The organism is Kitasatospora sp. NPDC050463 (assembly GCF_040655255.1).
Lineage (GTDB): Bacteria > Actinomycetota > Actinomycetes > Streptomycetales > Streptomycetaceae > Kitasatospora.
On the sequence record NZ_JBFAJO010000099.1, the window covers coordinates 1 to 25,009 of the forward strand.

Here is a 25,009-nt window from a genome sequence, read left to right on the forward strand (position 1 = left end):
GTCATGTCGGACACCGTCCTGCCGGTGCTGATCCTGTCCTGGCTGCTCTGCATGCACGGCTGGCTCAGCGACGGCCCGGTCAGGCACCGCTACTGCTACGCGGCCGGCACCGGCGCGGCCGCCGCCTACTCGATGGCCACCCACGACCGCGGCGGGGTCGTGGTCGCCCTCACCGCTGTGGTGTTCGTCGGCGTGCTGGCACTGCGCTGGGCCCCCTGGCGGACGACCGCGGCGGGCCTGGGCGTGCTCGGCGCGGGCGTGCTCGGCTCCACACTGCTGGACCGGTGGCTCGAGGCGCAGTTCACCGTGGGGGCGAGCGACGTCGGCGGGTTCCTGTGGAAGGGGCTCACCGACCCCGACAAGACTCAGATGACGCTGACCAGAACGGCCGGCCAGATCTGGTACTTCACCGTCTCGACCTGGGGGATCGGCGGCCTGGCGGTCGTCGTCTGCGTGTTCGCGCTCTTCAGCGGCCGCTTCCCGCGCCCGCTCCGGATCGTCGGCGGCGTGATGGTGGCCCTGCTCGTCGGTACCGCGCTCGCCTCGGCCGCCGCGCTGCCGGACGACGGGCGGATCGACGACTGGGTCTACGCCCGCTACCTCTCGTTCCTGGTCCCGGTGGCCTTCGTCGCCGGCGTCACCGTCCTCTGCCGCGCCGGCCGCCGCGGCCTGGGCTACGCGGCGGCCGCCACGGTCGGGCTGACCCTGATCCTCGGCAAGCTGGTGGTCTGGTCCGCCGGCTCGGCGCTCACCACCAAGCTGTTCATCGGCTGGGCCCTGCCCGACGTCACCTTCCTGGCCGCCGACTGGATGCGGCTGAACGTCATGCGCTCCTCCGCCGCCGCCTTCGTCATCCTGGGCGCGGTGGTGCTGCTCCTGGTCGCCGGCGGGCGCCGGGTGCTCTGGGCGGTCGGCCTCTCGCTCGCGCTGTTCGCCGGGTTCGCCACCGCCACCATCACCGAGCAGGTCGCCTACCCGCACTCGAACTGGCGCAAGCCGCTCGCGACGGGCTTCACCAAGTCCGCCGGGATCAAGCCCACGGACAAGGTGGTGTTCGCCTGGGACCTGGACGGAGGCCTGCGCAACGCCCAGGCCTTCGAGGTCTACCAGGGCCGGGTCTGGTACCGGGACCCGCGCTGGCAGCCCGTCCCGCCGGAGGCGACGACGCTGGTCACCCCGCCGGCGCCGGAGGGCAAGGCCCCGGACGGATACTGGCCGGAGCACCCCGCCGAGTGGTACGTGGAGAAGGTGGACCGGGCGCAGGGCTGGACGCTCTGGCGCAGGCGCTGACCGGCCGTGGCGCGCCCCCGGCCCACGGGTGGGCGGCTGCACTGCCGGCCCACCGGGTTCCGCCGCCCGGCAGGTCCGTAGGTGCCGCGGCCACCGCCGGGCTCCGCCGTCCAGGGGGCGGCGACCGGACGGGCCGCAGGGCCGTCGCCGGTCCTGCCGGGCCGCACATGACGCCGGCAGGACCTTGACCACGGGCTTTCAGACACCGGCGGAGAGACGTCGGCCGACCGGTCACCCGTTACCGGGGCACGCTCCTAGCCGACCGTCACCGCGTACGGCGGTTCGTCCCCGCGGGCCACGGCGAGCAGGTTCTCGGCCGCCATGTCGGCCATCCGCCGGATCGCCTGGGTGCTCAGGTAGGCGCAGTGGGGTGTGACCAGCAGCCGAGCCGGCACGAACTCCAGCAGTCCGTACGGGTCTTCGGCCGGGTCCGGGGTCGGTTCGGTGTAGTAGCCGTCGATCGAGGCACCGGCGATGCCGCCCTCGGCCAGCGCGGTGCGCAGCGCCACCGGGTCGACGAGGGCGGCGCGGGCCGTGTTGATCAGGAAGCCGTCGGGGCCGAGCGCGGTCAGTTGTTCCGTGCCGATCACCCCGTCGTTGCTCCCGGGCAGGTGGGGGAAGTGCAGCGTCACCACGTCGGCGGCCTCGAACAGCTCGTCCAGCGAGGCGACCGCGGTGTAGGGCAGTTCGTCCAGCTCCGGGCGGTGGGTGCGGTTCCAGTACAGGACCTCCATCCCGAACGCGGCGTGCGCCATCCGGGCCACCTCGCGGCCGATGTGTCCCATGCCGGCCACCCCGAGCCGGGCGCCGACCAGCGACGGGGTCGCGTCCTCGCTCCATGCGCCGGCCTGCACGCCCGCCACCCGGCGGGTGACGCCGCGGACCAGGTCGAGCATCTGGGCGACGGTGAACTCCGCGACGGCCACCGCGTTGGCGTGCGGGGTGCAGCTGAACCGGGTCGGCGAACCGCCCTCCGGCAGCTCCATGAAGGAGCCGTAGCCGGTGCCCATGAAGCAGGCCACCGCGAGGTCCGGCAACTGCTCCCAGGCTCGCCTGGACATGAGTTCCGACCCGCCCAGCACATAGCCCCAGGCGCCCTTCAGCGCCTGGACCACCTCGTCCTCGTCCAGGTCACCGGGGAGCGACTCGACGGTGAACCCGCCGGCCTCCAGCTCCCGCACCACCTGCTCCGGGAAGGTCGCCCCCGTCACAACCACCCTGCGACTCTTCATGCCTGGCTCCTCTGCTCGCTGCTCGCTGCTCACTCGGCACGGTCGCACTCCCGGCGGCGCCGCGTTCGCCAGCCTAAGGGTCGGCCCCGGGAGCCTCCGGCTGCTTCCTCGGCCCCGTCCGCCGCCACCGGGACGCCGCCGGGCCTGTGGTTCGGGGCGGCCTGTGACGGGTGACGGGATATCTTGCGGCCACGACCGCCCGAAGTGACGGTCGCTCACCATCCAGCACCGAAGAATTTGCGCCGGTGAACCACCCCAGACCCCACCCCGTGCGACCGCCGCCCGCCGATCGCTCATCGCTCATCGCCGCAGCACACGGATGCGCCGACGCTCGGCTCGTCCGAACTCCCGGGGGCCGTCGGGGCCGGCCAAGGTGCCCCGGTATCAAGGGCGTTCAGATGACCACGAGCAGGGCGGACGGGGCCCACCAGGGGCTGGCCGGGCATCCCGACGTGCCGTACCGTCCACGGTGTGGCAAGGACATTGCGGTTGGCGGTCGCGCAGAGCACGGTGCCGGAAGACCCCACGGATCGAGGAGCGCTCCGGGCGGCCGGGCAGGAGATCCGGGCCCTGATGGCCGAGGCCGCCGGGGCGGGGGCGCGGCTGGTGCAGTTCCCCGAGGGGGCGATCACCTACCCGAGCAAGCGCGTGATGGCGGTCGGCCCGTCCGGCGAACCGGCTCCGGCCGACTGGAGCCGTGCCGCCTGGGACGTCCTGCGCGAGGAAGCGGAGGCGATCACCGCCTCGGCGGGCGAGCTCGGCCTGTGGACCGTGTTCGGATCGATCCACCCCCTCACAGCGCCGAACCGGCCCCACAACAGCCTCTACGTCGTCTCCGATCAAGGCCGGCTGGTCGCACGGTACGACAAGCGGTTCCTGTCGCACACCGAGGTGTCCTACCTGTATTCCCCTGGGCAGCAGCCGCTCGTCCTCGCGGTGGACGGCATCCGGTTCGGCTTCGCGCTGTGCATCGAAGCCAATTTCCCTGAGGTGTTCGCCGAGTACGAGCGCCTGGACGTCGACTGCGTCCTGCTGTCGGTGATGGTCGACGACGCGCCCCGGGCCCGCGTCGCCCAGGCGTACGGGACACTCCACAACTACTGGCTCGGCTACTCGCTCCCGGCGCAGTTCAGTACCACGGTGCCGTCCGGGATCGTGGCCCCCGGTGGACGGTGGCTGGCGCGCTGCCCCGCGGACGGACGTCCCGGCCTGGCGGTCGCGGACATCGACCTCGACTCGCGGGACGGGGACATCGAGATGGCCGTCCGTCACGCCCGCCCGTGGCGCCGCTCGGCGCGAGCCGGGCTCTACGACGAGCGGATCCCGGTCGGCGACACCCGCAGCGACACCCGCACGGCCTTCTGAAGCCCGCGCCTTTCTGAAGCCCGCGCCGGAAACCGCCCCGGAAGCCCGCCCCGGAAGCCTCCTCCGGTGGCGGGCCGGCGGGCCGCTTCGTCGGCCCTCCTCAGGCGCAGGCGTCGATCCGGGCGTAGAGGTCCCGAATCTGGTCGACGGTGGGCACGACGAACGTCTTCGCCCAGCTCGAAGCCACCCGGCTGGGCGCCGGCGTCGGCGTGTTGCCGGCCTTCCTCGCCGAACGGGCCAGGTTACGAAGGCCGTTGCCCGACGAGGTCGACATCCGACTGCCGATCACGCTGGCCGGGCGGCGGGAGGCGGTGATCCACACCGCCGTCCGCGACGCCCTGCACCACGAGGTCGCCCACCGCGCCGACGAACTGCTCCCGGGCGGCTCCGTCCGGACATCCGGGCCGAACGACCGCCTGCCCTGAACGGGCGTGCGCGGCATCCGGCCGCCGGTCCGGCGTCGGGCCGGGGCCCGTTCGCCGTCAGCGGGTGCGGGGCTTCGTGCCGGTCAGATCGAGCGATCCGCCGTCGCGGGCCGCTTGTGCGACGCAGTCAGCCGGAGGTGCCAGCCGAGACCGTCGATGTGACGTGCCTCACGCTCCGGCTGCCTCGGGTCGGACCTGCGCGATCATGACTGGAATGGAGACTCGTTTTCTTGGCATCCCCGAGCTGGTCGACGTTCCGTCCGTGGCGGTCGTGGTCGACGTCATGCGTGCCTTCACCGTGGCCGCCTGGGCCTTCGCCCAGGGGGCGGAGAAGATCGTTCTTGCTGAGTCGCTGGACGAAGCCCTGGCACTGAAGACCCGTCACCCGGACTGGGTCGCGCTCAAGGACGGGCCGCCCGCGCCCGGGTTCGACCTGGTCAACTCGCCGGGCCTGCTCCGGTCCGTCGACCTCGGCGGACGGACCGTCGTGCAGAAGACCACGGCCGGAACGGTCGGCGCCCTCGCGGTCAAGGAGGCGTCGCTGGTGCTGTGCGCCGGCTTCGTGGTGGCGGAGGCGACGGCTCGGCTCCTGCGGGCGCGCAGGAGCGCCGGTGTCACGTTCGTGGTCACCGGCGAGGACGGGCGGGCCGACGAAGATCTGGCGTGTGCTCAGTACATCGCCCGGAGGGCCGCCGGGACCGGGACGGATCCCGCCGAGTTCCTCCGCCGCGCCGCCGAGTCGCGCGCCGCGACCGAACTGGCGGAGGGGGTGCGCCAGGGAGTCCATCCCGATGACGTCGCGCTCTGTTGCGAGGTCGACCGCTTCCCCTTTGCCATGGTGGCGACCTCGGAGGGCCCGCTCATGGTCCTGCGTCCGCACGCGGTGCCTTCGCCGGCCGACGAGGACCTGGTCTGACAGCTGGTGAGGTCTCCTTCCGTCCTGCGGGCAGCGAGCGTTCCCGCCGGGTTCCGCCGGCGGGGCGTGCCGCGCGCAGAGGCCGTCGCCGGAGCGGGCCCGAGACCGACCGAGTCCGACGACCGAGTCCGCCGCCGTAGTCCGACGACCGAGTCCGCCGCCGTAGTCCGGCGACCGAGTCCGGCGACCGGCGCTCCGGTCACAGGTGTGCGAGCAGATCGTGGAGGGGGGCGGGTACCTGTTCGGATTCGAGGGCCTCGGCCAGGAGGTGGCCGTAGCGGATCTTGCGGCCCTTCTTCGTGCCGAGGAAGCGCCGCATCTGTTGGTGCGGGAGCCGGCCTCGGTGCGCGGGCTGTTGGACCAAGGTCTGCCAGGCGGGGAGGTCGCCCTCGGCCTGGACGATCTCCTCGACCCGTGGCACGCCCAGCGCGCGGATGAGTTCGTCCTCCAGGTCCGCCACACACACGAAGAACCCCTCCCGCGGCGCGCGGGCCCGGTCGAGACCGCGGTCGTAGAAGCGCTGCTCGCCCTCGTCGCAGAGCCCGGCGAGGCGCAGGCCCAACCCCGGGGGCCCGAGGAGGCTGACGTAGCGGCCGACGTTCATCGCCCCGCCCATGGACAGGACGCACACCCCCTCGGCGGGGAGGTCCCGACCGTAGCGCGCGGCCAGCGCCTCGACGGCCGCGACGTCGCTCGGCCCTTCCAGCAGCACCGCGGTCCGCACGCGCAGGCGCACGGCCAGCTCGTTCGCCGGCCCGCCGGGGCTGCCCGCCGCCCAGTCGGTGACCGCATCCCGGAACGCTCGCATGTCCGTCATGGGAGGATCTTGCGCCCGTTCGGCCATGCGCCGCACGGCATTATCCGAGGGGCCACGGCTTCGTCCGACGGGCACGGCCTTGTCCGAAGGCCGCGGCCTCCCGTCGGGCGGGCCGACGGGAGGCCGTGAGGGCAGGTCGTGGGCGTGTCAGGCGTCCGGGTTCGTACCTTGCTGGACCCGCTTGATCCGCTCCGTCTGGAGCGCGGTGAACTGCTGCAGCGTCTTGTGGTCGCGCTCGTCCTCGTCGAGTTCGATCAGGACCACGACGGTGCCGACGCGCAAGGCCATGGCCGAGGCGACGACCCCACCCGCGGAGTCGCTCGACTCGGCGGGCCGCTCGAAGCCCTGGGACTGTTCGGCGGCCGCCTTGACGCTGATCCGGCGCACGTTGTCGTCGCTCTTCTCCAGCGACGACACCATCGCGTCGAAGGCGGGCCCGGCGTTCTCCACGCTGTCGAAGGTCAGCATGGTGAAGCGGATGTCGTTGTCGGTGTTGGCGGCCAGCTCGTACCGGACGGTGCCGCCCAGCTGGAGACCGGAGCAGCTGATCGCCAGCTTCTTCCGGCAGGTGCTGGACGCCTCGGCCTGCTCGATGACCTGCGGCGGCTTCGCGCTGGAGGCGAGCCGCCACCCCGTGGGGAGCGTGGCCTGGCCGGGCAGCGCGTCCCGCACCTGGTCCGGCTCCGACAGCACCACCCCGGCCCGGAACGCCGCCCCGCCGCCGTCGGAACCGCACGCGCCCGTCCCCAGGGCGAGTGCGGCGACCATCCCCGCCAGTGCGAGATCGCGCCCGTGCCGCTTCGGCCTGTCCATCGTCCTGCCCCCGTCTCGTTCTTCATCTTGAAGATCAGCAGCGGACATCAAACCACATGATCGGCTCGTGCTTCTGACGCGTCGTCCGCGCCGGTCGAGTCCGGCGGCCGCCCGCCGGACGGCGCCCGCCCGGCGGCCCGTTCCCGGCCGGACCGGGGACGGGCCACTCGGATCAGGCGCGGCAGCGCAGCATCGTCAGCGGGGGATTGACGCCGTAGTCGTCCCAGAACTCCTTGCCGTACTCGCGCACGCCGGCGGCGGAGATCTCCAGGGGAACCCAGGTCACCTCGCTGAATCCGGCCGCCCGCAGACACTTCTCGAGGACTTCACGGCTGGGCGGGTTCGCGACGAACGAGATCGGCGGGTCGAGGAGCGCGGTGATCCTCACCCGCGGCCCGATCTCGGTCTCCTCGCCGAGCGACTCGCACAGGAAGCCGTACTTGGCCAGCGACGGCCCGTCGAAACGGTAGTCCGGGTTCTGCGTGAAGACGAAGAACTCGGCCCCGTCCGCGATGCTGCGGCGGATGGTGCGGCACATCCGCTCGATGGTGGCGACGTCCTCGGCGTAGTTGAACAACTGGACCGCGACAGCGATGTCGAAGGGCTGCTCGAAGGTGCGCAGCTCGGCGACGTCGCCGATCTCGTAGTGCACGCCCAGCGGGTCGCCGTCCTCCAGCGCCTGTGCCGCCTCGACCATCGCGGAGGAGATGTCGACGCCGAGGACGTGGGATGCGCCGCGGCGCTTGAACTCCCGGCTGTAGAAGCCGGTTCCGGAAGCCAGGTCGAGGACCGACCTGCCGTTCACGTCGCCGACGAGGGCGAGGAAGCCGGGTACCTCCGCGTAGCGCGCGAGGGGGAGGGTCTTGAAACCCTCGAACGCCTCGCCGATCTCGTCGTACAGCTGACCACTCATCGTGCTGCTCCCCCTGCTGTCCTTGGCGTCGGCCTTCGGAACAGGCCGCGGCTCTGGCGGGAAGTCTGCCTCTCGCCGGCGGGGGCGTCGTACTGGCGGAAGCCACAAACCTGCTGCGGCTGCCGGCTGGTGCGGCTCTGACGTTCGTATCGATCGTCGGTCCGGTGCCGGAGGTGTCGACCATGTGAGGACCCGGCCGACGGCTCCCGACTGCCGGCCCAGGATCCCGGCCGTCGGCCCGAGGAGGCCACGGGGCCGCGGGGGTACGGGGGTACTGGGGTACGGGGGTACGGGGGTACGGAACGTACGGACCCCGTGGCCGGGGCGGTTCCGCTACCTGAACAGGCGGTCGCCGGCGGTGGCCATGCGATGGGTGGTGCTGTGGCGGCCCACCCAGTCACGGACCAGGCCGATGGCGTTGGCGCACTGCCAGCTGTCGTCGTACTCGCGCACTCCGGTGAAGCTGCCGTAGCCCGCGATGATGCCGTCCACACGCGCGTCGCCCAGCAGTTTGTCGACGTACCACGGGTCGTTGTAGGTGGTCGTCCAGGACAGCGTGGCCGCGAGCTGTCCCGCGGCTCGGTCCCCGGCGCCCTTCTTCAGTTCCGCGCACGTGTTGTACGTGGGTTCCGTGCAGTTGCCGAATCCCTTGGTGATGTCGCTGTCGCCGTAGTCCATCGCCCGGTGACCGGCCGGGATCGCGGAACCGGACCGGTCGAAGGCGCTCCGGACCTGATCGCGGGTCCCGGTCGTGGTGATGCCCTCCAGGCTGCCGAGCCTGCCTTCCAGGCTCTTCCAGCCCCTGCCGCCGATGTCCGGGGTGCTGCCGCCGTGGTACTCGTAGAAGCCGTAGAGCACCTGGATCCCGGCAGCGGTCAGCCGCTGCGCCCTGTCGCGCAGTCCGGCGACGCTGCACCCGCGGTTCTGCTGCTCCCCGCAGTAGTTCGGGTCCTTGATGTCCAGCCAGACCAGTGCCAGCCGGCGCCCGGCGTGCGCGTTGGCGAGGATGCGGTCGATCATGCTGTCGAGGCTGGGGCCCAGCCGGTTGTCACCGGCCGATGAACAGTCGTGATAGGCCCGCCATTCGTTCGGATTCCACCAGGCGCAGACATCGATCTCGATGCTGTTGGCGCCATGGGTGAGCGCGGCGTCCACACCGTCCAGGGTGTCGACGCGGTGCGCGATGGCGTAGATCGGTTGACGCTGGTCGGCCGCCACCGAAGTGGTGGCGGGTGCGGCCGTGGCGGGTACGGCCGTGGCGACCAGCGCGGCCGCGGCCGCGGCCAGGACACCGAGGGAACGGCGAACGGGCAGACGCATGTGTTCTCTCTTCCTTCGTTCCACACGGGATTCGATTCCGTTTCCACCAGGGGATCCGGCCGATCATCGCGCACATGACAATACGAGCGGGAGTGCCTTCTCGGCCAACTTCGTACACCAATGAGCTGTGCCGGCACCAACGGCACGGGTGGCCGGCGAATAGGTGGCGTGACATGTCTGCGTCCGAAGAAGACCAGGTCGCAGGCCTTTTCACAGCGGCCGGGGCGGGTCTAGCATTCCGGTCACAGCAGCCCCACCACCCCCATCGACGGGCCGCTGAGCAGCACGGCCGCTCTCCCCGGCGGCCGAGCCTCCCACGGCCGGGACCGGGGATCCTCCTGCCCCGAGTCCCGGCCGCTGTCATCCCTCGGCGGCGCCTTCCGGCGGCGCGCCCAGCCGGACCGCGCGGCGTGTGAGGGGGATCACGGGGAACCCGGTGGGGCGTCCGGACAGGGAACGGCATGGAACAGTCACAACGGGCGCGGTTGCGCGCGGGGGATCGCAATGCCATGGGGGAGCTCTTCGACGCGCACGCCCAGGCCGTCTACGCGTACGCGCTGCGGGCCCTGGGGGACCGTGCGGCGGCCGAGGACGCGGTGTCGATGACCTTTCTGGAGGCCTGGCGGCTGCGCGCGAAGCTGCATGAGGGCGACGAAGGCCTGCGGCCCTGGGTGTTCGGGATCGCCACCAACGTGCTGCGCAACACCGCGCGGGCGGCCCGGCGGCACCGGGCGGCCTTGGAACGGTTGGGTGAGCACGAGCCGGTGGACGACTTCGCGGAGGAACTGGTCGCCCGCATCGACGCCGGCGCGGAGCTGGCGGCGGTGCGGCGCGCGCTGCCCGCCCTGCGTCGGAGCGAGCGCGAGGTGTTCAGACTCTGCGTCTGGGTGGGGCTCGACTACGCGTCGGCCGCCGAGGCTCTCGGCATCCCGGTCGGGACGGTGCGCTCCCGCCTCTCGCGGGCCCGTGCCCGACTGCGTTCGCTCGTCGAGAAGGACCTGGTGGAACGTCGGGAACCCGCTGCCGTTCCCGGACAGGTAGGGGAGAGCGGCTTTCGCGCCGCCCGGTCGATGCAGGGGGAGATCCGATGAACGACACACCCGAGATGCTCACCGCCGACCGCCACCGGTTCTTGAGGGAGCATCTGATGAGTGAGATCACCGCAGAGACGTCGGCGCCGCGGTCGCGGCGGAGGCAGGTCTGGTGGATCGCTCCGCCGCTGGCGATCGCCGCGGTGGCCGCCGTGACCGTGGTCGGCCCGGGGCGGCACGCCGACTCCCACGGCCCGGCCGTTCCCGCCGCCTCGGCGACCGCGGAGCCGACGGTTTCGGCAACGCCCGCGCCGGACCCGACGGTTTCGGCCACTCCCGCGCCGGAGCCGACGGATGCCGCCGGTCTGCTGAGCCGGGCCGCGAAGGCCGCCGCGAGCCGTCCGGACCCGGGCGCCGGGAACGCCCAGTTCACCTACCAGCGGGAGATCACCGACGGGGCGCGCCAGTCGAAGCACGAGCGGACCACCTGGATGCCGGTCGACGGCCGGTCCAGCGGCCTGATCGCGGACCCGACGATGTCCGGCGCGGACGGCAACGGTCGGGTCACCTGGCCCGCGGCGCTGGGGACCGCTACCGGCGCGCCGACGAAGGCGAGCTTCTACGTTCCGACCTACGAGTTCGTCGCCTCGCTGCCCACCGATCCGCAGCAGCTCCTGGAGCAGCTCCTTGCCGCGGACCGCTCCAAGGAGGTGGTCGGGACGTCGACGAAGGAGATGCGCAACCAGCTCGCGTTCTGGGACGTCCAGAAGATCTTCCAGAACGTGACGGCGCCCCCGGCCGTCGCGGGCGCGCTGATGGAGGCGGCCGCGAAGATCCCGGGTACCGCGGTGGTGGCCGACGAGGTGGACGCGGCGGGACGCCACGGCGTCGCCGTGGTCGGCACCAACGGCACCATGCGGGTGTCGCTCATCTTCGACACGAGGAGCGGCGCGTTCCTCGGCGTACGGCAGGTGCTGCTCACGGACCTCCCGCCCGGCGGCCCCGACGGCCTCCCGCCCGTGGGCAGCCCGTCGCCGGGTGCCGGGAGCGGAAAGGGCTACGACTTCGCCACAGCCGTCCTGCGGGCGGGCATCGTCGACCGACCGGGGGACGAGCCCGTGAGCTGAGCCCGCCGCGATCCGACCGCCCCGCACCCGCCGTCCGGACCGAGCCGGCTCCGGTCCGGTCCGACCACGCGGGTGCGGGCCGGTGCTGCCGGATCCGCTCCGGTGAGCGCCTGTCCCCGGGCGGGAGAGCCGTGCGAACGACCCGTCAGGGCCGGCGCGGCTGGTCAGCGTGTTGCGGTTTCCGCCGCCTGAGCGCTGTGCGTGCGGGCGTCCGCGGCGGGCTCGGCGGTGGTGGGTGCGGTGGCGGTGGGTGCGGGGGACCGTCGGGCGGTCCGGCAGGTGCTGCACGCGTGCCAGTGCGATCGAAGTGTCGGCTCGTCGGTGTCGGCGAGCCGATACGGGGCGAGGGTCATCTCGCTCGTGTCCAGTCCGCACAGGGTGAGGGGGCCGCAGGCACCCGACGGTTCCAGGGGGGCGGCGTGCACGCGGCGCACCGGGTTCTCCGGGTCCGCCGGCATGTGGTCGGGTCCGAGAATCCGAATGTTGGTCGGGATGTCCAGCTCAAGAACGACGACGGTGTCCATCTCCTCAACGTGGCCGCCGGATCGGTCCGCCGCACCCGCACGGTGGCATCCGGACCAACGTCCGCGGCCGCGAGGTGCCCGGTGTCGTCGCCGTACCGCCCCGGGGGTCAGGTGCTCCAGGCGCCCCGGATCCCGGCCCGCAGGCCGGAGCCGGTCGGCGGCGGTCCGGTGCGCGGGAGTGTCCCGCTCGTCGCTAGCCTTCATCCTCATGATGCGTGCCTGGGTCCTGCCGATACTGCTCGTGCTGTGCGGTTCCGCCGTCGGGGCGGGGCTGATCCTCAGGGGAGACCCCGGTACGGCCGCGGTACTCCTGCTGCTCTTCGTGCTGCTCGCGGCCGTGCACTCGCCCCTGGTCTTCCCGAGGTCGATCGGTGCGCCGGAGGCACAGCGCCGCAGCGCGGTCGACGGCCGGCCGGTGGTCTTCTGGCGGCCGAGCTGCAGGTACTGCCTCCGCCTGCGCATCCGGATGGGCCGTCGCGCCCGCGAGTTGCACTGGGTCGACATCTGGCGTGACCCGGCCGGAGCCGCCGTGGTGCGGGCGGCCAACGGCGGCGACGAGACCGTGCCGACCGTCCTCGTGGCGGGCCGGCCGCATGTGAACCCCGATCCCGGATGGGTACGTGACCAGCTCGCGCCTCCCGCGTGAGCGGGGCGCCGCCCGTCGGCGCGGCGCCGTGAGGTTCCCGCGCCGACGGGCGGCGGGGCGGTCCGCCGCTGGTCAGTCGCAGTCGAGGCAGATGGGCTGGCCGTTCTTCATGCGCGAGAGACGGCTGCGGTGGTGGACGAGGAAGCAGTTCACGCAGGTGAATTCGTCGGACTGCATGGGCTGCACGGTGACCGTGAGCTCCTCGCCCGAGAGGTCGGCGCCGGGCAGTTCCACGCCGTCAGCCGATTCGAGCTGGTCGACGGCGTCGATGGCGGCGTTGGAGGTGTCGGTGCGGCGGGTCTTCAGCTCCTCGATGCTGTCGTGCGACCCGTCGTCGTCGGTCTTGCGGGGGGCGTCATAGTCGGTTGCCACAGCTGTTCCCTTGTCGTCGTGGTTGAAGTTTACGTCGTGTGCGACGTGCCTGGTGGTGGCTGCGGTGGTCCGAGGGGCAGGGGGTGTTCCCCGGCCCTCGGGAGGTCGGCGGCCTGGTGGGGGCAGGGCGGAGAGGTGCGAGGACGATCGGGGCGGTCGAGGTGGGGGACGGTGGTGGCAGGTGGTACCACGCGCGTCCGATGCGGTTGTCGATCATGCCATGAAGTCCGCCCGCTTCCTGCCGCCGCGCTCTCGAGTCCGGTCACGTCCGAGTCCGGTCACGTCCGAGTCCGGTGCCGGCTTCCCGCAGGGCTCGTGCGACCCGCGGCCGGGCGCCGGCTACCCGCCGCAGGCCGAGCATCCGCAGGACGGCCCCGGCCACCCGCCGGCCGGTCACCCCCCAGGGTGCCCCAGGGTACCCGCCGCCCAGGGTGCCCCCGGCTACCCGCAGGGTGACGGGCGGCTTCCGCCCCGGGTGGGCGCGACGAGCCCGTACCGGGCTCCGCGTGGCGCAGGTGCCGCGGCTGCGCCGGCCGGGCTGCCGGGTCAGCGCGTTCCGGGGGAGAGCGGATCCGCCGGCCCCGGTGCCGGAGTGCCCGCACGCGCCGGCGGCGGGGTGCGGCGGCGCAGCGCCGCGCCGAGGACCTTCACCAGGACCGAGGGCCGGAAGAGCAGGCTGGGCGGTGCGACCATGTTGGCCACCCTGGCGAACCGGGACCACACCTGCGGGTCGTCCACGGCCACCGCGAAGACCTGCGTGTTGTACCAGTGGGCGATCCTGGCCGAGACCGGACGTTCGTGGGGGTTCCACATCAGGTCCGAATTGCTCGACAGGGTCCAGGGAACGAGCAGCAGACGCGCGACCCGGCGCTGGTACCCGCGGCTCAGGCCGTCCAGCCCCTCACCGGCGGTCCGGCGTGCGGTCAGCATGCGGTGCAGGAGCCGGGCCTCCAGTGCCGCCACGGTGAGCCCCTGGCCGTACACCGGGTTGAACACGCAGACCGAGTCGCCGATGGCGAGCAGGCGTTCGGGCCAGGCCTTGATCCGGTGGTACCGGCTCCACCGATTGTCGGCGTTGACGTACCGGTGGGTGGGCTCCGGGCGGGTGCGGTGCTCGATGGCCTCGGCCAGCCGGGGGTTCGCCAGACTGCGGGCGAAGTCGAGGTAGCCCTGGTCGTCGGTCGGCGGCACCTGCTCGTCGAAGCCGAACAGCGAGCACGTCCAGCGGTTCCGCTCGACGGCCAGGATGACGCCCCCGCGCGGGACGTCCGGCGCGAACGTCATCTGGTAGGCGGCGTCGAAGTCCGGACGGTCCTGCTCCGGCCTGGCGAAGTTCATCGAGGTGTACGTGATCTTCGCCTTCACCACGCGCGGCTCGGGCACGCTCACGCCCAGCGCTTCGAGCCGGCGGTCCAGGCCGCCGGCGCGCCCCGAGGCGTCGACCACCAGGTCCGCCGCCAGCCGGCTCGGTTCCGCGGACCCGGCCGCGCGGTACACCACTGCGGTCACGACGCCGGGCCGCTCCGTCACCAGTCCCTCGCACCGTGCCGAGGCCAGGAGTGTCACGCCGGGCAGCGCCAGTACCCTCTTCCGCAGGCGGCGTTCCAGCTCGTCCCGGGTGAACGACTGGATCAGCACGCCGGTCCGGTGCCGCGGGGCGTAGCCGGCCGGCTGGAGGAAGCTCATCCGTTCCCCGTAGTCGTAGACCGGCGCACCGAGGTCGAGCAGCTCTGCGCGCAGGCCGGGGAAGAGCGTCTCCAGGACCTCCGCGCCCTTGGCCAGCATCGCGTGGGCGTGGTTGCCCTGCGGGGCGTGCGGGTGGACGCCGGTGTCCTCGTCCACCTGGTCCCGCTCCAGGATGACGACCTCGCGGAAGCAGCCGGTGAGTACGCGGGCCGTCACGAGACCGCCGTATCCGCCGCCGATGACCACGGCCCTTTCCCAACGGCCGTCAGACCCGTGCGTACGCGTTCCCATCGAGCCCCTCCTCCGACGGCCGGCTGCCCGTCTTCCGCACCAGGGTGCAGCGCCACCGGGACCGGTGACCAGGGGAAGGCGGTCCACTGCTTCCGCACGCCCCCTTCGCGACCCGCCGCACGCCGGAGCGGTTCGCCCGTGGAGCGGGCCGTCGCCGATCGACGCGCCGGGCGGGTTCTCCGGGCCCTGTCACACTTTCCGGTCGCCATCCGTCGGAGGGATGACGGTAACCGCACAGACCTTCTGGGAGATGGCCATGGAAACGCGTTCGATCACGACAGAGGTACCGATGGTTCCGCGGATGTCCGAGGACCCGGCGCAGCTCGTCCCCGAGCTGGCGGAGGTGTCGGCGGCGCTGTTCCGGGCCACCGGCAACGGCTCGGTGCCGCGCGGCACGATCAGCCTGGTCCAGCTGCGTGCCGGCCAGATCGTCGCCAGCACCTACCTGACCGTGCTGCACACCGGCTTCCTGCGCAAGGCCGGCGAGTCCGAGGAGCGGATCACCTCGGTGGCGTCCTGGCAGGACTCGCCGTACTTCACCGGTGCCGAGCGGGCCGCGCTGGCCCTGGTGGAGGCCGTTCTCCAGCCGTCCGCCCACGGTGAGAGGGTGTCCGACGAGCTCTACGCCCGGGTGTCCGAGCACTACGACGCCAGGGCGCTCGCCACCCTGATGTTCGCGATCGGACAGGTGAACTTCTTCATCGCGGTGGCGCTCGTCGCCAAGCCGGTGCCGGGCCGGTCGTTCAGCGACCCCTGGGCGTAGCGCGGCCGCCGCGGGCGTGCCCGTTCGGGATCCGAACGGGCACGCCCGTCACCTGCGGCGCCGTCAGCCGGCCGCGGCGGCTGCGGTACCGGCGGTAGCCGTCCACCCGCCCCGTCGACGACGTCGGGGCCCCGGTAGGTTGGTGGGGTGCCGTCGCCCGGCCGGCTCGCGGTTCCGACCGCGTGTCAAGGCCGGTCGTGTACGGCGTACATGTCCGGTGCACGGCTCGCTGCCGTGCACGGGAAGAACCCACCTCGCCCATCCGACCGGAAGGACTTCCCGGAGCAATCGTTGTCGAGCCGCTGAGCACGCCGGGGGTTCGTCCGGGCCGGGCCGGGCGGCGACAAGGGACTCGGGTCAGCACTGTCGTCGGTGATCGCACGGTGCGGAGCCCGACCGGGCACACAGCCGCATGACAGCATCCACGTTCGCCGCCCCCTGGAATCCCATCGACTGGCCGCTCACCACCGGCCCGCTCCCGTACGTCGTCCTCGTGACGGGCTGGGCCGCGCTGCTCGTGCTCGCGGTCGGTCGCGGCCGCAGCTGGTGGAGGGTCCGGTTGCCGTCCGCCGTGTGCACGGCCGCGGCGCTGCTCGCCGTGCTCACCTTCGTGGTCGACGACTGGTGGTTCCCCTTCCCCGGGGGGATCCCCCCGGAGGTCGTCGGCTGGACGGGGGTCGCCCTGCTGGGACTCTCGCTCGTCGTCCACCGGATGAGCGGTCTGACCTGGCGGCGCCGGCTGCTCGCGATCGGCCTCGGCGCGCTGGTGGCGCTGATGGCCGTCGTGCAGGTCAACATCGGATTCGGACAGTTCCCCACCGGCCGGATCGCGCTCGCGCCCTGGCTGACCCGGACCGAGCGGTCCATCCCACCTCCCGTGGCGCTGACGACGAGCGCTCCGCCCGGGCGGCCCCTGGCCGAGGTCTGGGTGCCTCCGGCGGGCCTGCCGGCCAAGGGCAGCATCCGGGAGGTGCCGATCCCGGGGACCCAGTCCGGCTTCGACGCGCGCGACGCGTACATCTACCTCCCACCCGCCTACGAGGCCACTCCGCGGCCGCTGCTGCCGGTGCTGATCCTGCTCTCCGGGCAGCCGGGGGCACCGGGTGACTGGGTGTTCGGGGGGCGGGTGAACGAGCGACTGGACGACTTCGCGGCCGAGCACGGCGGGCTCGCTCCGATCGTGGTCATGGCGGACCAGCTCGGTTCGACCTGGAACAACACGCTCTGCCTGGATTCGCGCATCGCCCAGACGTACACCTATTTGACGGTCGACGTTCCCGACTGGATCCACCAGAACCTCCAGACGGCCACGGGCCGGGACTCGTGGGCGGTCGGCGGGGCGTCGATGGGAGGGACCTGCGCACTTCAGATGGCGGTCAACGACCCCGACCACTTCAGCACCGTGCTCGACATCTCCGGCCAGGACGAGCCCACCCTGGGGACCCGGGAAGAGACCATCGAGGAGGCCTACGGCGGGGACAGCGCCAGCTTCGACGCGGTCGACCCCCTCCAGGTGATGGCCGGCCGGAAGTTCCCGGACACGGCCATCGCGATGCTGGTCGGCGAGGACGACGACGAGTTCCGACCCCAGCTGGAGAATGTCCGGACGGCCGTTATCGAAGCCGGGATGACCGCCACGTTCGAGCTGGTCCCGGGCGGCCACGGGTGGACCGTCTTCGGTACCGCCTTCGAGCGCGAGATCCCGTGGCTCGCCCGGCGGACCGGACTGATCAGCTGACGGCCGCCGGTGCTGCGGCCCGCAGTCGCAGCACCGGCCGTCGCAGCACCGGCGGCCCCGGCGCGGGCGCGCCCCGGTCGGAGCCGCGCCGAACGTCGGCGGCCGGCGGTGGTTGACGCCGGGGCCGCCCGGTCCCTAGCGTGAGGCGCTCCGTCATTACCAGCCGGTAGGGATTCCTCATGGACGCCGAACGCCCGCACGACCTGGTCCTGTTCGGCGCCACGGGCTTCACCGGCGCGCTGACCGCCGAGTACCTGGCCCGGCACGCGCCGGCCGACTGTCGCTGGGCGCTGGCCGGCCGCAACCGCGCCAAGCTGGAGGCGCTTCGGGCGCACCTCGCGACCCTGAACCCCGGCTGCGCCCACCTCCCCCTGCTGGCCGCGGACGCCGCCGATCCCGCCTCTCTGCGGGAGGTGGCGACCGCCGCCCGGGTGGTGGTCTCCACCGTCGGCCCCTATCTCCACCACGGTGAGCCGCTGGTCGCCGCCTGCGCGGACGCCGGCACCGACTACCTCGACCTGACCGGCGAGCCCGAGTTCGTCGACCGGATGTACCTGCTGCATCACCGCCGGGCCGTCGAGACCGGTGCCCGGCTGGTGCACTCCTGCGGCTTCGACTCCGTGCCGCACGACCTGGGGGTGCTGTTCACCCTGGAGCGGATGCGCGAGCTCGGTGTCCTGCCGGACGGTTCCGCGGTGTCGGTGCGGGGCTTCGTCTGGGCCGGCGGGATGCCGTCCGGTGGCACCTTCGCCTCGGCGCTGACCGTGCTGTCCCGTCGCGGCGCGGCCGCGCGGGCGGCCCGGCAGCGCCGCGCCGCCGACCCCTGGCCGGCCGACCGCAGGATCAGCGCCGAGGCCGGCCCTCCCCGGCACTCGGCCGAGGCCCGCGCCTGGGCGGTGCCGCTGCCCACCATCGATCCGCTGGTGGTCGCCCGTTCGGCCGCGGCGCGGTCCGACTACGGCACCGCCTTCCGCTACGGCCACTACGCGGCCGTCCGGCGGCTGCCGGTGCTGCTGGCCGGTGGCGCCGGCCTCGTCCTGCTGGCGCTCGCCGCGCAGTTGCCGCCACTGCGGCGGACGCTGACCGGCCTGCGCAAGCCCGGCGTCGGGCCCAGCCCCGAGCAGCGCGCCGCCTCGTGGTTCACCGTCCGCTTCGTCGGCGAGGCCGGCCCCGGGCGCCGGCTCTTCACCGAGGTGTCCGGCGGCGACCCGGGCTACACCGAGACCGCCAAGATGCTCGCCGAGTCGGCGCTCAGCCTCGCCTTCGACGACCTGCCGGCCACCGCCGGCCAGGTCACGCCGGCGGTGGCGATGGGCACCGTGCTGATCGACCGCCTGATCGCTGCGGGTCTGCGCTTCACCGTCCTGGACGCCCCGCCGACCACGGCCCCGGGCCGGCGGTAGGTCCGGTCCGGCCGGATCGGCCGGACGGCGCCCGCGCGGAACGCCGTCGCGACGGGACGCCCCCCGGTGCTCGTACGGCGGGTACTCGTGCGGCGGGGCGTGCCCGAGAACGGTGGGGCCGCCGTCGGCCCGGCGGTGCCCGTATCGTCGAGGAGAGGGTCGACGTCGCCCGGGCGCGCGCGGTCTGCCGAGAGCGGGGCAGGCTCCCGGGTCGGCTTCGAGTGGAAGGTGGTTCGGATGGACGGCACGAGCGTGTTCTGGTGGGTGATCGGCGGAGGCCTCGTGCTGGCCACCCTGGCGGTGGCGGCCGTCCTGGTGGTCAAGCTGGTCCGGGCCCGGCGGCTGCTGGGGGCGTCCGGCGTCCCGATGTCGAAGAAGGTCCTGTTCTGGGCGTCGATCGTCTACCTGGTCAGCCCCGTGGACCTGCTGCCCGACCCCGTCCTGCTGGACGACATCGCTTTCCTGCTCGTGGCGCTGCGATCGCTGAGCAAGGCCGGACTCCGGGTGGGCGGCTCCGGGGAGGTCCCCCAGCCGAAGGGGTGACCCCGGCGGAGACGCGGTGACACGCCCTCCCCGGTCGCGCGGCCGGCTGGGCGCCGGCGCGGTCGGGGCCTCCGGTCGGGGCCTCCGGTCGGGCGAGTCGCGGAGTCCGGCGCGGGGCGATACACCTTGAAGTGCGGGCCCTCGGCGGTCGGCGAGCGGCGAACCCACCCCCAGGAGGGCGACGGTCGGTGACGCGAGGCGAGCACGACGCGGACTCCGGTCCGGTGAACGAGGCCGAGCAGGCCCTGCTGGACGCCCTGCTCACGCTGTCACCGGTGGGCCTGCACGTGCTCGACACCGAGCTGCGGGTGGTCCGGATCAACACGGCCACGCCCGCCATGCGGGGGTTCCGCGCGGAGGACTTCCTCGGCCACCGCTTCCCCGAGGTGTACGACCTGGCGGACCCGGCCGAGGCCGAGGCGGTGGCCCGCGGAGTGCTGGAGACCGGCGTCCCCGTCCTTGACCGCATCATCCGGGTCCGCCCTCAGCAGGCCCCGGAGGACGAACACCTCCACTCGATCTCGGCCTTCCGCCTGGCCGACCGGCACGACCGGGTGCTCGGGCTCGCCATCTCGGTGGTCGACGTCACCGACCGCGAGCGGGCCCGCTCCGGCATGGCGCTGCTGGAGGCCGTCCACCGGAGCGTGGGGCGGACCCTGGACACCGTGGTGACCTGCCAGGAGCTGGTGGACGTGCTGGTGCCCGATTTCGCGGACATCGCGGTCGTGGAGGTGGTGGACGCGGTGGTGCGCGGTGAGGACCCTCCGTTCGCTCCGCTCCCCAACGACGTCCCGCTGCGCCGACTCGCGTTCCGGAGCAGCGCGGGTGAGCACCCGCCGCAGGCGCACCCGGTCGGAGACGTCCGCGCGCTTCCCGCGCCGACCCCGTTCGCCCTCTCCCTGGCGGACCTGCAGCCCCGGAGGGTCGCCCTCGGCGCGGACCCGTCCTGGCTGGCGGCCGCCCCGGCGCGCGCCGAGGCGATCCGCACCTCCGGGGCCCACACGCTGATCACCGCGCCGCTCGCCCTGCGCGGCACCGTGCTCGGCCTGGTCAGCCTGTACCGCACCGCACCGACGCCCGCGTTCCGCGCGGACGACCTCGCGGTGGCGCGCCAACTCGCCGACCACGCAGCGCTGTGCATCGACAACGCCCGCCGCTACACGCGCGAGCACGCCATCGCGGCGACCCTGGAGCGACATCTGCTTCCCCGGCGCCTCGTCTCGCACGTCGCGCTGGAGACCGCCGTCGCGCCCCTGAGTCCCTCGGGCAGCGGCGGGTGGTACGACACCCTCGCGCTGTCCAGCGCCCGTACCGCGCTGGTCGTCGGCGACGTCGCCGGGACGGGCATCGACGCCACCGCCGCCATGGGGCAGCTGCGCACGGTCATCCATTCGCTGGCCGCCTTCGACCTCGAACCCGACGAGCTCCTGACCCGCCTGCACGAGGCGTCCCGCTTCCTGGCCGCCGAACGGGCCTCGCTCCCGCCGACCGATCCGCTGCACCGCGAGGCGCTGGCGGCGACCTGTGTGTACGTCGTCCACGACCCGCTGACCCACAGCTGCACGGTGGCGCGGGCCGGTGGCCAACCGGGGCCCGTGGTGGTCCGTCCCGACGGGAGCGTCGACGTCCCCGACATCCCGGCGGGCCCGCCGCTGGGCGGGGCGGACGGCACGCCGTTCGCCGCCACCACCTTCGAGCTCCCGGAGGGCGGCATCCTGGTCCTCGCCGGCGTCCCGGACGTCGACGAGGCGCCGACCGGCATCCCCGCGGCCCTCCGGGGGGTGCGGGCCGGTACCGATCGCCCGCTGCGGGAGCTGTGCGACGACGTCCTCTACCTGCTGCACGCGAGCGACCGGCGGCACGAGGCGATGCTCCTGCTCGCCCGCGCCCGTGCCTTCCCCGCCGACCGGGTCGCCGTCTGGCAGCTGGACGCCGCCCCGACGGCCGTCGCCACCGCCCGGGGGCACGTCCGGGCCCGCCTGAAGGCCTGGCGGGTGGACGAGGAGACGGCGTTCAACACCGAACTCATCGTCAGCGAACTGGTCACCAACGCGATCCGCTACGGGGCCCCGCCACTGGAACTGCGGCTGATCAACGACCGGATGCTCACCTGCGAGGTCCGTGACCACAGCCTGGCGGCGCCGCACCTGCGCCATGCCCGCACGGTCGACGAGGGCGGGCGCGGACTGTTCATCGTCTCCCAGCTCGCGCAGCTCTGGGGCACCCGCTTCACGGCCGAGGGCAAGACCCTGTGGACCGAGCAGCAGCTCCCGACGGAAGCCGGCGCGTCGCGGGAGCCGGGGCGGCCCGGCGTTACCTGATCGGGTGAAGATCCCCGGAACTCCGGACACGCCGGGCCGGGCTCCGACACGCTGCTGACGGGTTCGCGGGGACCGCGGGCCGGTGGCGAGCGGAGGGGCGGCAGTGGCGGTCGAGCAGGTCTTCGGGGGTCCCAGCCCACCCGCGGGAGCGGTCGTGCCCCGGCCGGTCGTGCCCCGGTCGGCCGACGGGGAGCGGACGGACGCGACGCCGCGTCATGTCGCGTGCGTGATGGACGGAAACGGCCGCTGGGCGGCGCGGCGCGATCTGCCACGCACCTCCGGTCACCGGGCGGCCGAGGCGACGGTGATCGACATCGTCGAGGCGGCCCGGTCGGCCGGCGTCCGGTGGCTCAGCCTGTACGCGTTCTCCACCGAGAACTGGCGCCGCCCCGGCGAGGAGGTCGACTACCTCCTGTGCCTGGTGCGCCGGGTCGTGCGCAAGCATGCGCCGCTGCTGCACGCGCGGGGCATCCGCTGCCGCTTCCTCGGGGGCGCGGATGCGCGGATCCCGGCCGAACTGGCCCGCGACTTCGCGGACCTGACGACGCTCACCAGCCGCAACCGGGGCATGACGCTGACCGTGGCCTTCGACCACGGCGGGCGCCGGGACATCGTCGAGGCCGCGCGCTCGCTGATCCGCAGCGGCGCGGCGCCCGAGGCCGTGGACGAGGACAGCTTCGCGGCCCACCTGCCGTTCCCCGACACGCCGGACGTGGACCTGGTCATCCGGACCTCCGGGGAGCAGCGCATCTCCAACTTCATGCTCTGGCAGGTCGCCTATGCCGAGTGGGTCTTCCCGTCGGTGCTGTGGCCCGACTTCCGCGCCACGCACTTCCTGGAGTGCCTGAACACCTATCAGCGACGTCACCGCCGGTTCGGCGGCGTGGCGGCCGACACGAATGGAGAACCCGGATCGTGACCCAGACGACCGGCACCAACCCGGGCGGCGCAGAGGGCACCGCCCCGGAACCCGAGTCCGCCGCGCGGCCGGGAGCACTGTTCGGCCCGGGGACGCGGTTCCACCGGCTCTTCGACGACCCGTGCTGGGCGGCGGCGATGATCCGGGCGACGGTCCTGGAGGCCGCCCACCCGCAGATCGGCGCGGCCCTGGTCGACAGCTCCACCTTCGTCACGCACCCCTGGCGACGGATGACCAACACCCTGCGCAGCCTCCAGCGCATGGCCGGCACGGACGAACCGGCGCGGGAACGGGAGGCGGCCCGGCTCAACCGGATGCACGCCCGACTGAACGGCACCGACGCCGCGAACAGGCCCTACGACGCCATGGACCCGGCAGCCCGCGCCTGGGTGGTCGCCACGATGTTCGAGAGCGCCGTCACCATGTTCCGCTGGAGCGGGCGGCCGCTCGACCAGGCCGCGATGGAGGAGCTGTATGCGCAGTTCCGGGCCTTCCAGGCGGTGATGGGCGACCTCCCCGGTCAACTCCCGGAGTCCCTCAAGGACTTCTGGCCGTACTACGACCGGGTGGTCGAGGAGGAGCTGGAGAACACCGAGGCGCTGCGCACCATTCTCTACCACCTCTTCGACCATCTTCCGGCGCCGCCCCTGCTGGAGGGCGTGCCCACGTTGTGGGCCGCCGGGCGTGCGCTGGCCGGGCCGGCGATCGGCGTGGTCACGGTCGCCTCCCTGCCGGAGACGTTCCGCAGGCGGGCCGGTCTGACCGAGCTCCCCGGCGCCGAGGCGCTGACCCAGGGCGCCTATCTGGCTCTGGGCGCGGCGCGTCTGCTGCCGGACGGTTGGATCACCACCGAGAACCTCCTCGACCTGCTCTCGCTGTCGCCCGACAGCGACGATCCCAGGGGCAGGACACTGGCCGCCGTGGGCGACGGGATGAAGCGGTTCGGTGCGTTGCTGCGACTGATCACCCCCCTGCCGGACGCGTCCGACCGGCCCGGCGCCGGTGCGTCGGCCGGGCGGTCGGCGCAGGGCGACGCGGGACGGCGCGGCGCCGAGGAGTTCTTCGACGCCGTACTGGACCAGACCGGGAACGGTTACCTGGACTGGCCCGACCTCGCGGCCATGGCACGTGAGCTGTCCGGCCGACTCGACCTGGACGAGCCGGAGGAGACCAGGCTCTACGCAGCCTGTGCGGCATGGTGGCGGGAGCTCCAGTCGGCGCTCGACACGGACGGCGACGGCCGGATCAGCCGGCAGGAGTACGCGGAGGCGGTCCCGTCCCTCGCCGGTCCGGCCCTGATCCGAGTCGCCGAGGTGCTGTTCGACGTGACCGACGCCGACGGTAACCAGACCATCGACGCGGACGAGTACCGTGCCCTGTTCCGCACCGGCTTCCGGCGCGAACTGCTCGACGCGGACGGGACGTACACGCGGGCCGCGTTCATCAAGGACTTCCTCGCCTTCATGGCGGGCCGTCAGCGTTCCAGCGCCTTCGATCCGCTGCTCGCCCAGGCCTGATCCCGCGGGGTGCCCGGGGCCGGGGCACCCCGCCGTCCGGGCGGCCGCGTGTTCGACGGCCCGGCGTCGAGCGGTCGGCCGGGGGGCTGGTCCGCTACGCGAACGGGCCTTCGCTGGTGAAGCGGTGCAGGTTGCGGGCGAACGCCTCGGCCTCGCCGGGCGGCCAGCCGGCCAGGCTCGCGGTGATGTGGGCGGCCAGGCGCTCGCGCAGTTCCGCCACGGCCCGGTGGCCCTGCTCGGTCAGGACGAGCAGCTGCGCACGCCGGTCGCGCGGGTCGGGCTCGCGGCGGACCAGGCCGGCCTCCTCCAGGCGGGACGCGCGGCGGGTGACGCCGGAGCGGTCGAGTCCGACCTCCGGTGCGAGGTCGGCGGCGCTGCGCGACCCCGTCCGGGCCAGGGCGCTGAGCACCGGGTACGTCAGCTCGTCCAGCTCGTCGCCCAGGCCCTCGGTCAGCCGTTGGTGCAGCCGCGTGCGCGTGGTGCGCCGCAGCAGGACGCCCAGCGCATCCGCGATCTCGTTGCCCACCTCGTTGTTCATGCCACCAGACGTCATGCCACCAGATTAGCGTGCGCGACGCACGCATGGGGTGCTACAGTTCAGGAGAAGCGTGCGCAGCGCACGCACCTCCTGAACTCCCCTACCCCGAAAGGTAGTCCCATGACCCGCACCGGCATCGAGGCCGCCCTGACCGACCTCCTGTTCAACCGTGACCTCACCGTGCCCGAGGCCGCCGACCGTCACTTCACCCCCGAGTACCGCCAGCGTACGGACGGCGAGTGGGCCGACCGTGCCGAGTTCCTCGACCACATCGCCCACCTGCGCACCGTCGTCGCCGACGGCTCCGTCGAGGTCCACGAAGAGCTCTACGACGGCAGCAAGTACGCCGACCGGCACACCGCCCACATCACGAAGACGGACGGCTCCACCGTGCGGATGGAGGTGTACTGAACTTGATTGGGTGATGTCGGGGCTGTTCGCCTGACGGTGGGGCTGTGGATCCGGTAGCCCTGGGGCATGAGGTACGCGCAGGGCGGCG

General features: G+C 73.1%; 23 protein-coding genes and 1 pseudogene. 15 read left to right on the top strand and 9 right to left on the bottom strand.

What is annotated here, in order from left to right:
• Nucleotides 1-1,290, top strand: a 1,290-nt coding sequence (locus AB0J08_RS36775; protein ID WP_360642883.1) for a hypothetical protein, incomplete at its 5' end; no start/stop codon positions are given.
• A gap of 254 nt (nt 1,291-1,544) precedes the next feature.
• Here AB0J08_RS36775 and AB0J08_RS36780 read toward each other — a convergent pair.
• Nucleotides 1,545-2,522, bottom strand: a complete 978-nt coding sequence (locus AB0J08_RS36780) for an NAD(P)-dependent oxidoreductase (protein WP_360642886.1) — start codon at nt 2,520-2,522, stop codon at nt 1,545-1,547.
• Between the two features lie 471 nt (nt 2,523-2,993).
• Here AB0J08_RS36780 and AB0J08_RS36785 point away from each other — a divergent pair, with 471 nt between their 5' ends.
• From AB0J08_RS36785 to AB0J08_RS36795, 3 genes are all read left to right on the top strand, one after another.
• Nucleotides 2,994-3,887, top strand: a complete 894-nt coding sequence (locus AB0J08_RS36785) for a carbon-nitrogen hydrolase family protein (RefSeq protein WP_360642889.1) — start codon at nt 2,994-2,996, stop codon at nt 3,885-3,887.
• A 149-nt stretch (nt 3,888-4,036) separates the two neighbouring features.
• Nucleotides 4,037-4,312 carry a hypothetical protein gene (locus tag AB0J08_RS36790; RefSeq protein WP_360642892.1) on the top strand — a complete coding sequence of 92 codons (276 nt, stop codon included), beginning with the start codon at nt 4,037-4,039 and terminating at the stop codon, nt 4,310-4,312.
• A 214-nt stretch (nt 4,313-4,526) separates the two neighbouring features.
• On the top strand, nt 4,527-5,228 hold the full coding sequence (locus tag AB0J08_RS36795; RefSeq protein WP_360642895.1) for a 2-phosphosulfolactate phosphatase: 702 nt from the start codon (nt 4,527-4,529) through the stop codon (nt 5,226-5,228).
• Nucleotides 5,229-5,427: 199 nt separating this feature from the next.
• Here AB0J08_RS36795 and AB0J08_RS36800 read toward each other — a convergent pair whose 3' ends face one another.
• From AB0J08_RS36800 to AB0J08_RS36815, 4 genes are all read right to left on the bottom strand, one after another.
• Nucleotides 5,428-6,045: a TOPRIM nucleotidyl transferase/hydrolase domain-containing protein gene (locus AB0J08_RS36800; RefSeq protein ID WP_360642897.1), complete on the bottom strand. Its 618-nt coding sequence runs from the start codon at nt 6,043-6,045 to the stop codon at nt 5,428-5,430.
• Between the two features lie 147 nt (nt 6,046-6,192).
• Complete coding sequence (locus AB0J08_RS36805; protein ID WP_360642900.1) at nt 6,193-6,858, bottom strand: hypothetical protein; 666 nt, start codon at nt 6,856-6,858, stop codon at nt 6,193-6,195.
• Between the two features lie 172 nt (nt 6,859-7,030).
• Entirely contained in the window at nt 7,031-7,771 is a 741-nt protein-coding gene (locus tag AB0J08_RS36810) for a class I SAM-dependent methyltransferase (protein ID WP_360642903.1), read from the bottom strand.
• A 333-nt stretch (nt 7,772-8,104) separates the two neighbouring features.
• A complete protein-coding gene (locus AB0J08_RS36815) occupies nt 8,105-9,091 on the bottom strand; it encodes a phospholipase (RefSeq protein WP_360642906.1) in 987 nt (328 codons plus the stop codon).
• Between the two features lie 461 nt (nt 9,092-9,552).
• Here AB0J08_RS36815 and AB0J08_RS36820 point away from each other — a divergent pair, with 461 nt between their 5' ends.
• Together AB0J08_RS36820 and AB0J08_RS36825 are read left to right on the top strand one after the other, a co-directional pair.
• Nucleotides 9,553-10,182, top strand: a complete 630-nt coding sequence (locus tag AB0J08_RS36820; protein ID WP_360642909.1) for an RNA polymerase sigma factor — start codon at nt 9,553-9,555, stop codon at nt 10,180-10,182.
• Nucleotides 10,179-11,249 (top strand): CU044_5270 family protein, encoded by a 1,071-nt coding sequence (locus AB0J08_RS36825; protein WP_360642912.1) that lies wholly within the window; start codon nt 10,179-10,181, stop codon nt 11,247-11,249. The genes AB0J08_RS36820 and AB0J08_RS36825 overlap by 4 nt, the downstream gene beginning before the upstream one ends.
• 164 nt (nt 11,250-11,413) lie before the next feature.
• On the opposite strand, the gene AB0J08_RS36830 is transcribed toward AB0J08_RS36825, so the two are convergent.
• Nucleotides 11,414-11,773, bottom strand: coding sequence for a hypothetical protein (locus AB0J08_RS36830; protein ID WP_360642916.1), 360 nt, complete (start codon nt 11,771-11,773; stop codon nt 11,414-11,416).
• A 208-nt stretch (nt 11,774-11,981) separates the two neighbouring features.
• Here AB0J08_RS36830 and AB0J08_RS36835 point away from each other — a divergent pair, with 208 nt between their 5' ends.
• On the top strand, nt 11,982-12,419 hold the full coding sequence (locus AB0J08_RS36835; RefSeq protein WP_360642919.1) for a glutaredoxin domain-containing protein: 438 nt from the start codon (nt 11,982-11,984) through the stop codon (nt 12,417-12,419).
• 72 nt (nt 12,420-12,491) lie between these two features.
• Here the strand turns inward: AB0J08_RS36835 and AB0J08_RS36840 are convergent, their stop codons facing one another.
• Complete coding sequence (locus tag AB0J08_RS36840) at nt 12,492-12,791, bottom strand: DUF4193 domain-containing protein (protein WP_360642922.1); 300 nt, start codon at nt 12,789-12,791, stop codon at nt 12,492-12,494.
• A gap of 546 nt (nt 12,792-13,337) precedes the next feature.
• Nucleotides 13,338-14,768 carry an FAD-dependent oxidoreductase gene (locus tag AB0J08_RS36845; RefSeq protein ID WP_360642925.1) on the bottom strand — a complete coding sequence of 477 codons (1,431 nt, stop codon included), beginning with the start codon at nt 14,766-14,768 and terminating at the stop codon, nt 13,338-13,340.
• Between the two features lie 256 nt (nt 14,769-15,024).
• Between AB0J08_RS36845 and AB0J08_RS36850 the strand changes: the two genes are divergently transcribed.
• The 7 genes from AB0J08_RS36850 to AB0J08_RS36880 all read left to right on the top strand — a co-directional run bounded on the left by AB0J08_RS36850 (nt 15,025) and on the right by AB0J08_RS36880 (nt 23,972).
• Complete coding sequence (locus AB0J08_RS36850) at nt 15,025-15,531, top strand: carboxymuconolactone decarboxylase family protein (RefSeq protein ID WP_360642928.1); 507 nt, start codon at nt 15,025-15,027, stop codon at nt 15,529-15,531.
• Between the two features lie 412 nt (nt 15,532-15,943).
• Nucleotides 15,944-17,269 (top strand): alpha/beta fold hydrolase, encoded by a 1,326-nt coding sequence (locus AB0J08_RS36855; RefSeq protein WP_360642931.1) that lies wholly within the window; start codon nt 15,944-15,946, stop codon nt 17,267-17,269.
• 179 nt (nt 17,270-17,448) lie between these two features.
• Entirely contained in the window at nt 17,449-18,672 is a 1,224-nt protein-coding gene (locus tag AB0J08_RS36860) for a saccharopine dehydrogenase NADP-binding domain-containing protein (protein WP_360642934.1), read from the top strand.
• A 237-nt stretch (nt 18,673-18,909) separates the two neighbouring features.
• Nucleotides 18,910-19,215: a hypothetical protein gene (locus tag AB0J08_RS36865; protein WP_360642937.1), complete on the top strand. Its 306-nt coding sequence runs from the start codon at nt 18,910-18,912 to the stop codon at nt 19,213-19,215.
• Between the two features lie 188 nt (nt 19,216-19,403).
• Complete coding sequence (locus AB0J08_RS36870) at nt 19,404-21,536, top strand: SpoIIE family protein phosphatase (protein ID WP_360642941.1); 2,133 nt, start codon at nt 19,404-19,406, stop codon at nt 21,534-21,536.
• A gap of 154 nt (nt 21,537-21,690) precedes the next feature.
• Nucleotides 21,691-22,455 (top strand): polyprenyl diphosphate synthase, encoded by a 765-nt coding sequence (gene uppS, locus AB0J08_RS36875; RefSeq protein WP_360642944.1) that lies wholly within the window; start codon nt 21,691-21,693, stop codon nt 22,453-22,455.
• Nucleotides 22,456-22,532: 77 nt separating this feature from the next.
• Nucleotides 22,533-23,972 (top strand): oxygenase MpaB family protein, encoded by a 1,440-nt coding sequence (locus tag AB0J08_RS36880; protein ID WP_360642947.1) that lies wholly within the window; start codon nt 22,533-22,535, stop codon nt 23,970-23,972.
• A gap of 94 nt (nt 23,973-24,066) precedes the next feature.
• Here AB0J08_RS36880 and AB0J08_RS36885 read toward each other — a convergent pair whose 3' ends face one another.
• Nucleotides 24,067-24,510, bottom strand: coding sequence for a MarR family winged helix-turn-helix transcriptional regulator (locus AB0J08_RS36885; RefSeq protein ID WP_360642949.1), 444 nt, complete (start codon nt 24,508-24,510; stop codon nt 24,067-24,069).
• A 120-nt stretch (nt 24,511-24,630) separates the two neighbouring features.
• Here AB0J08_RS36885 and AB0J08_RS36890 point away from each other — a divergent pair.
• A pseudogene (locus AB0J08_RS36890) lies at nt 24,631-24,918 on the top strand (nuclear transport factor 2 family protein); the annotation flags it as partial.
• Nucleotides 24,919-25,009: the final 91 nt, after the last annotated feature.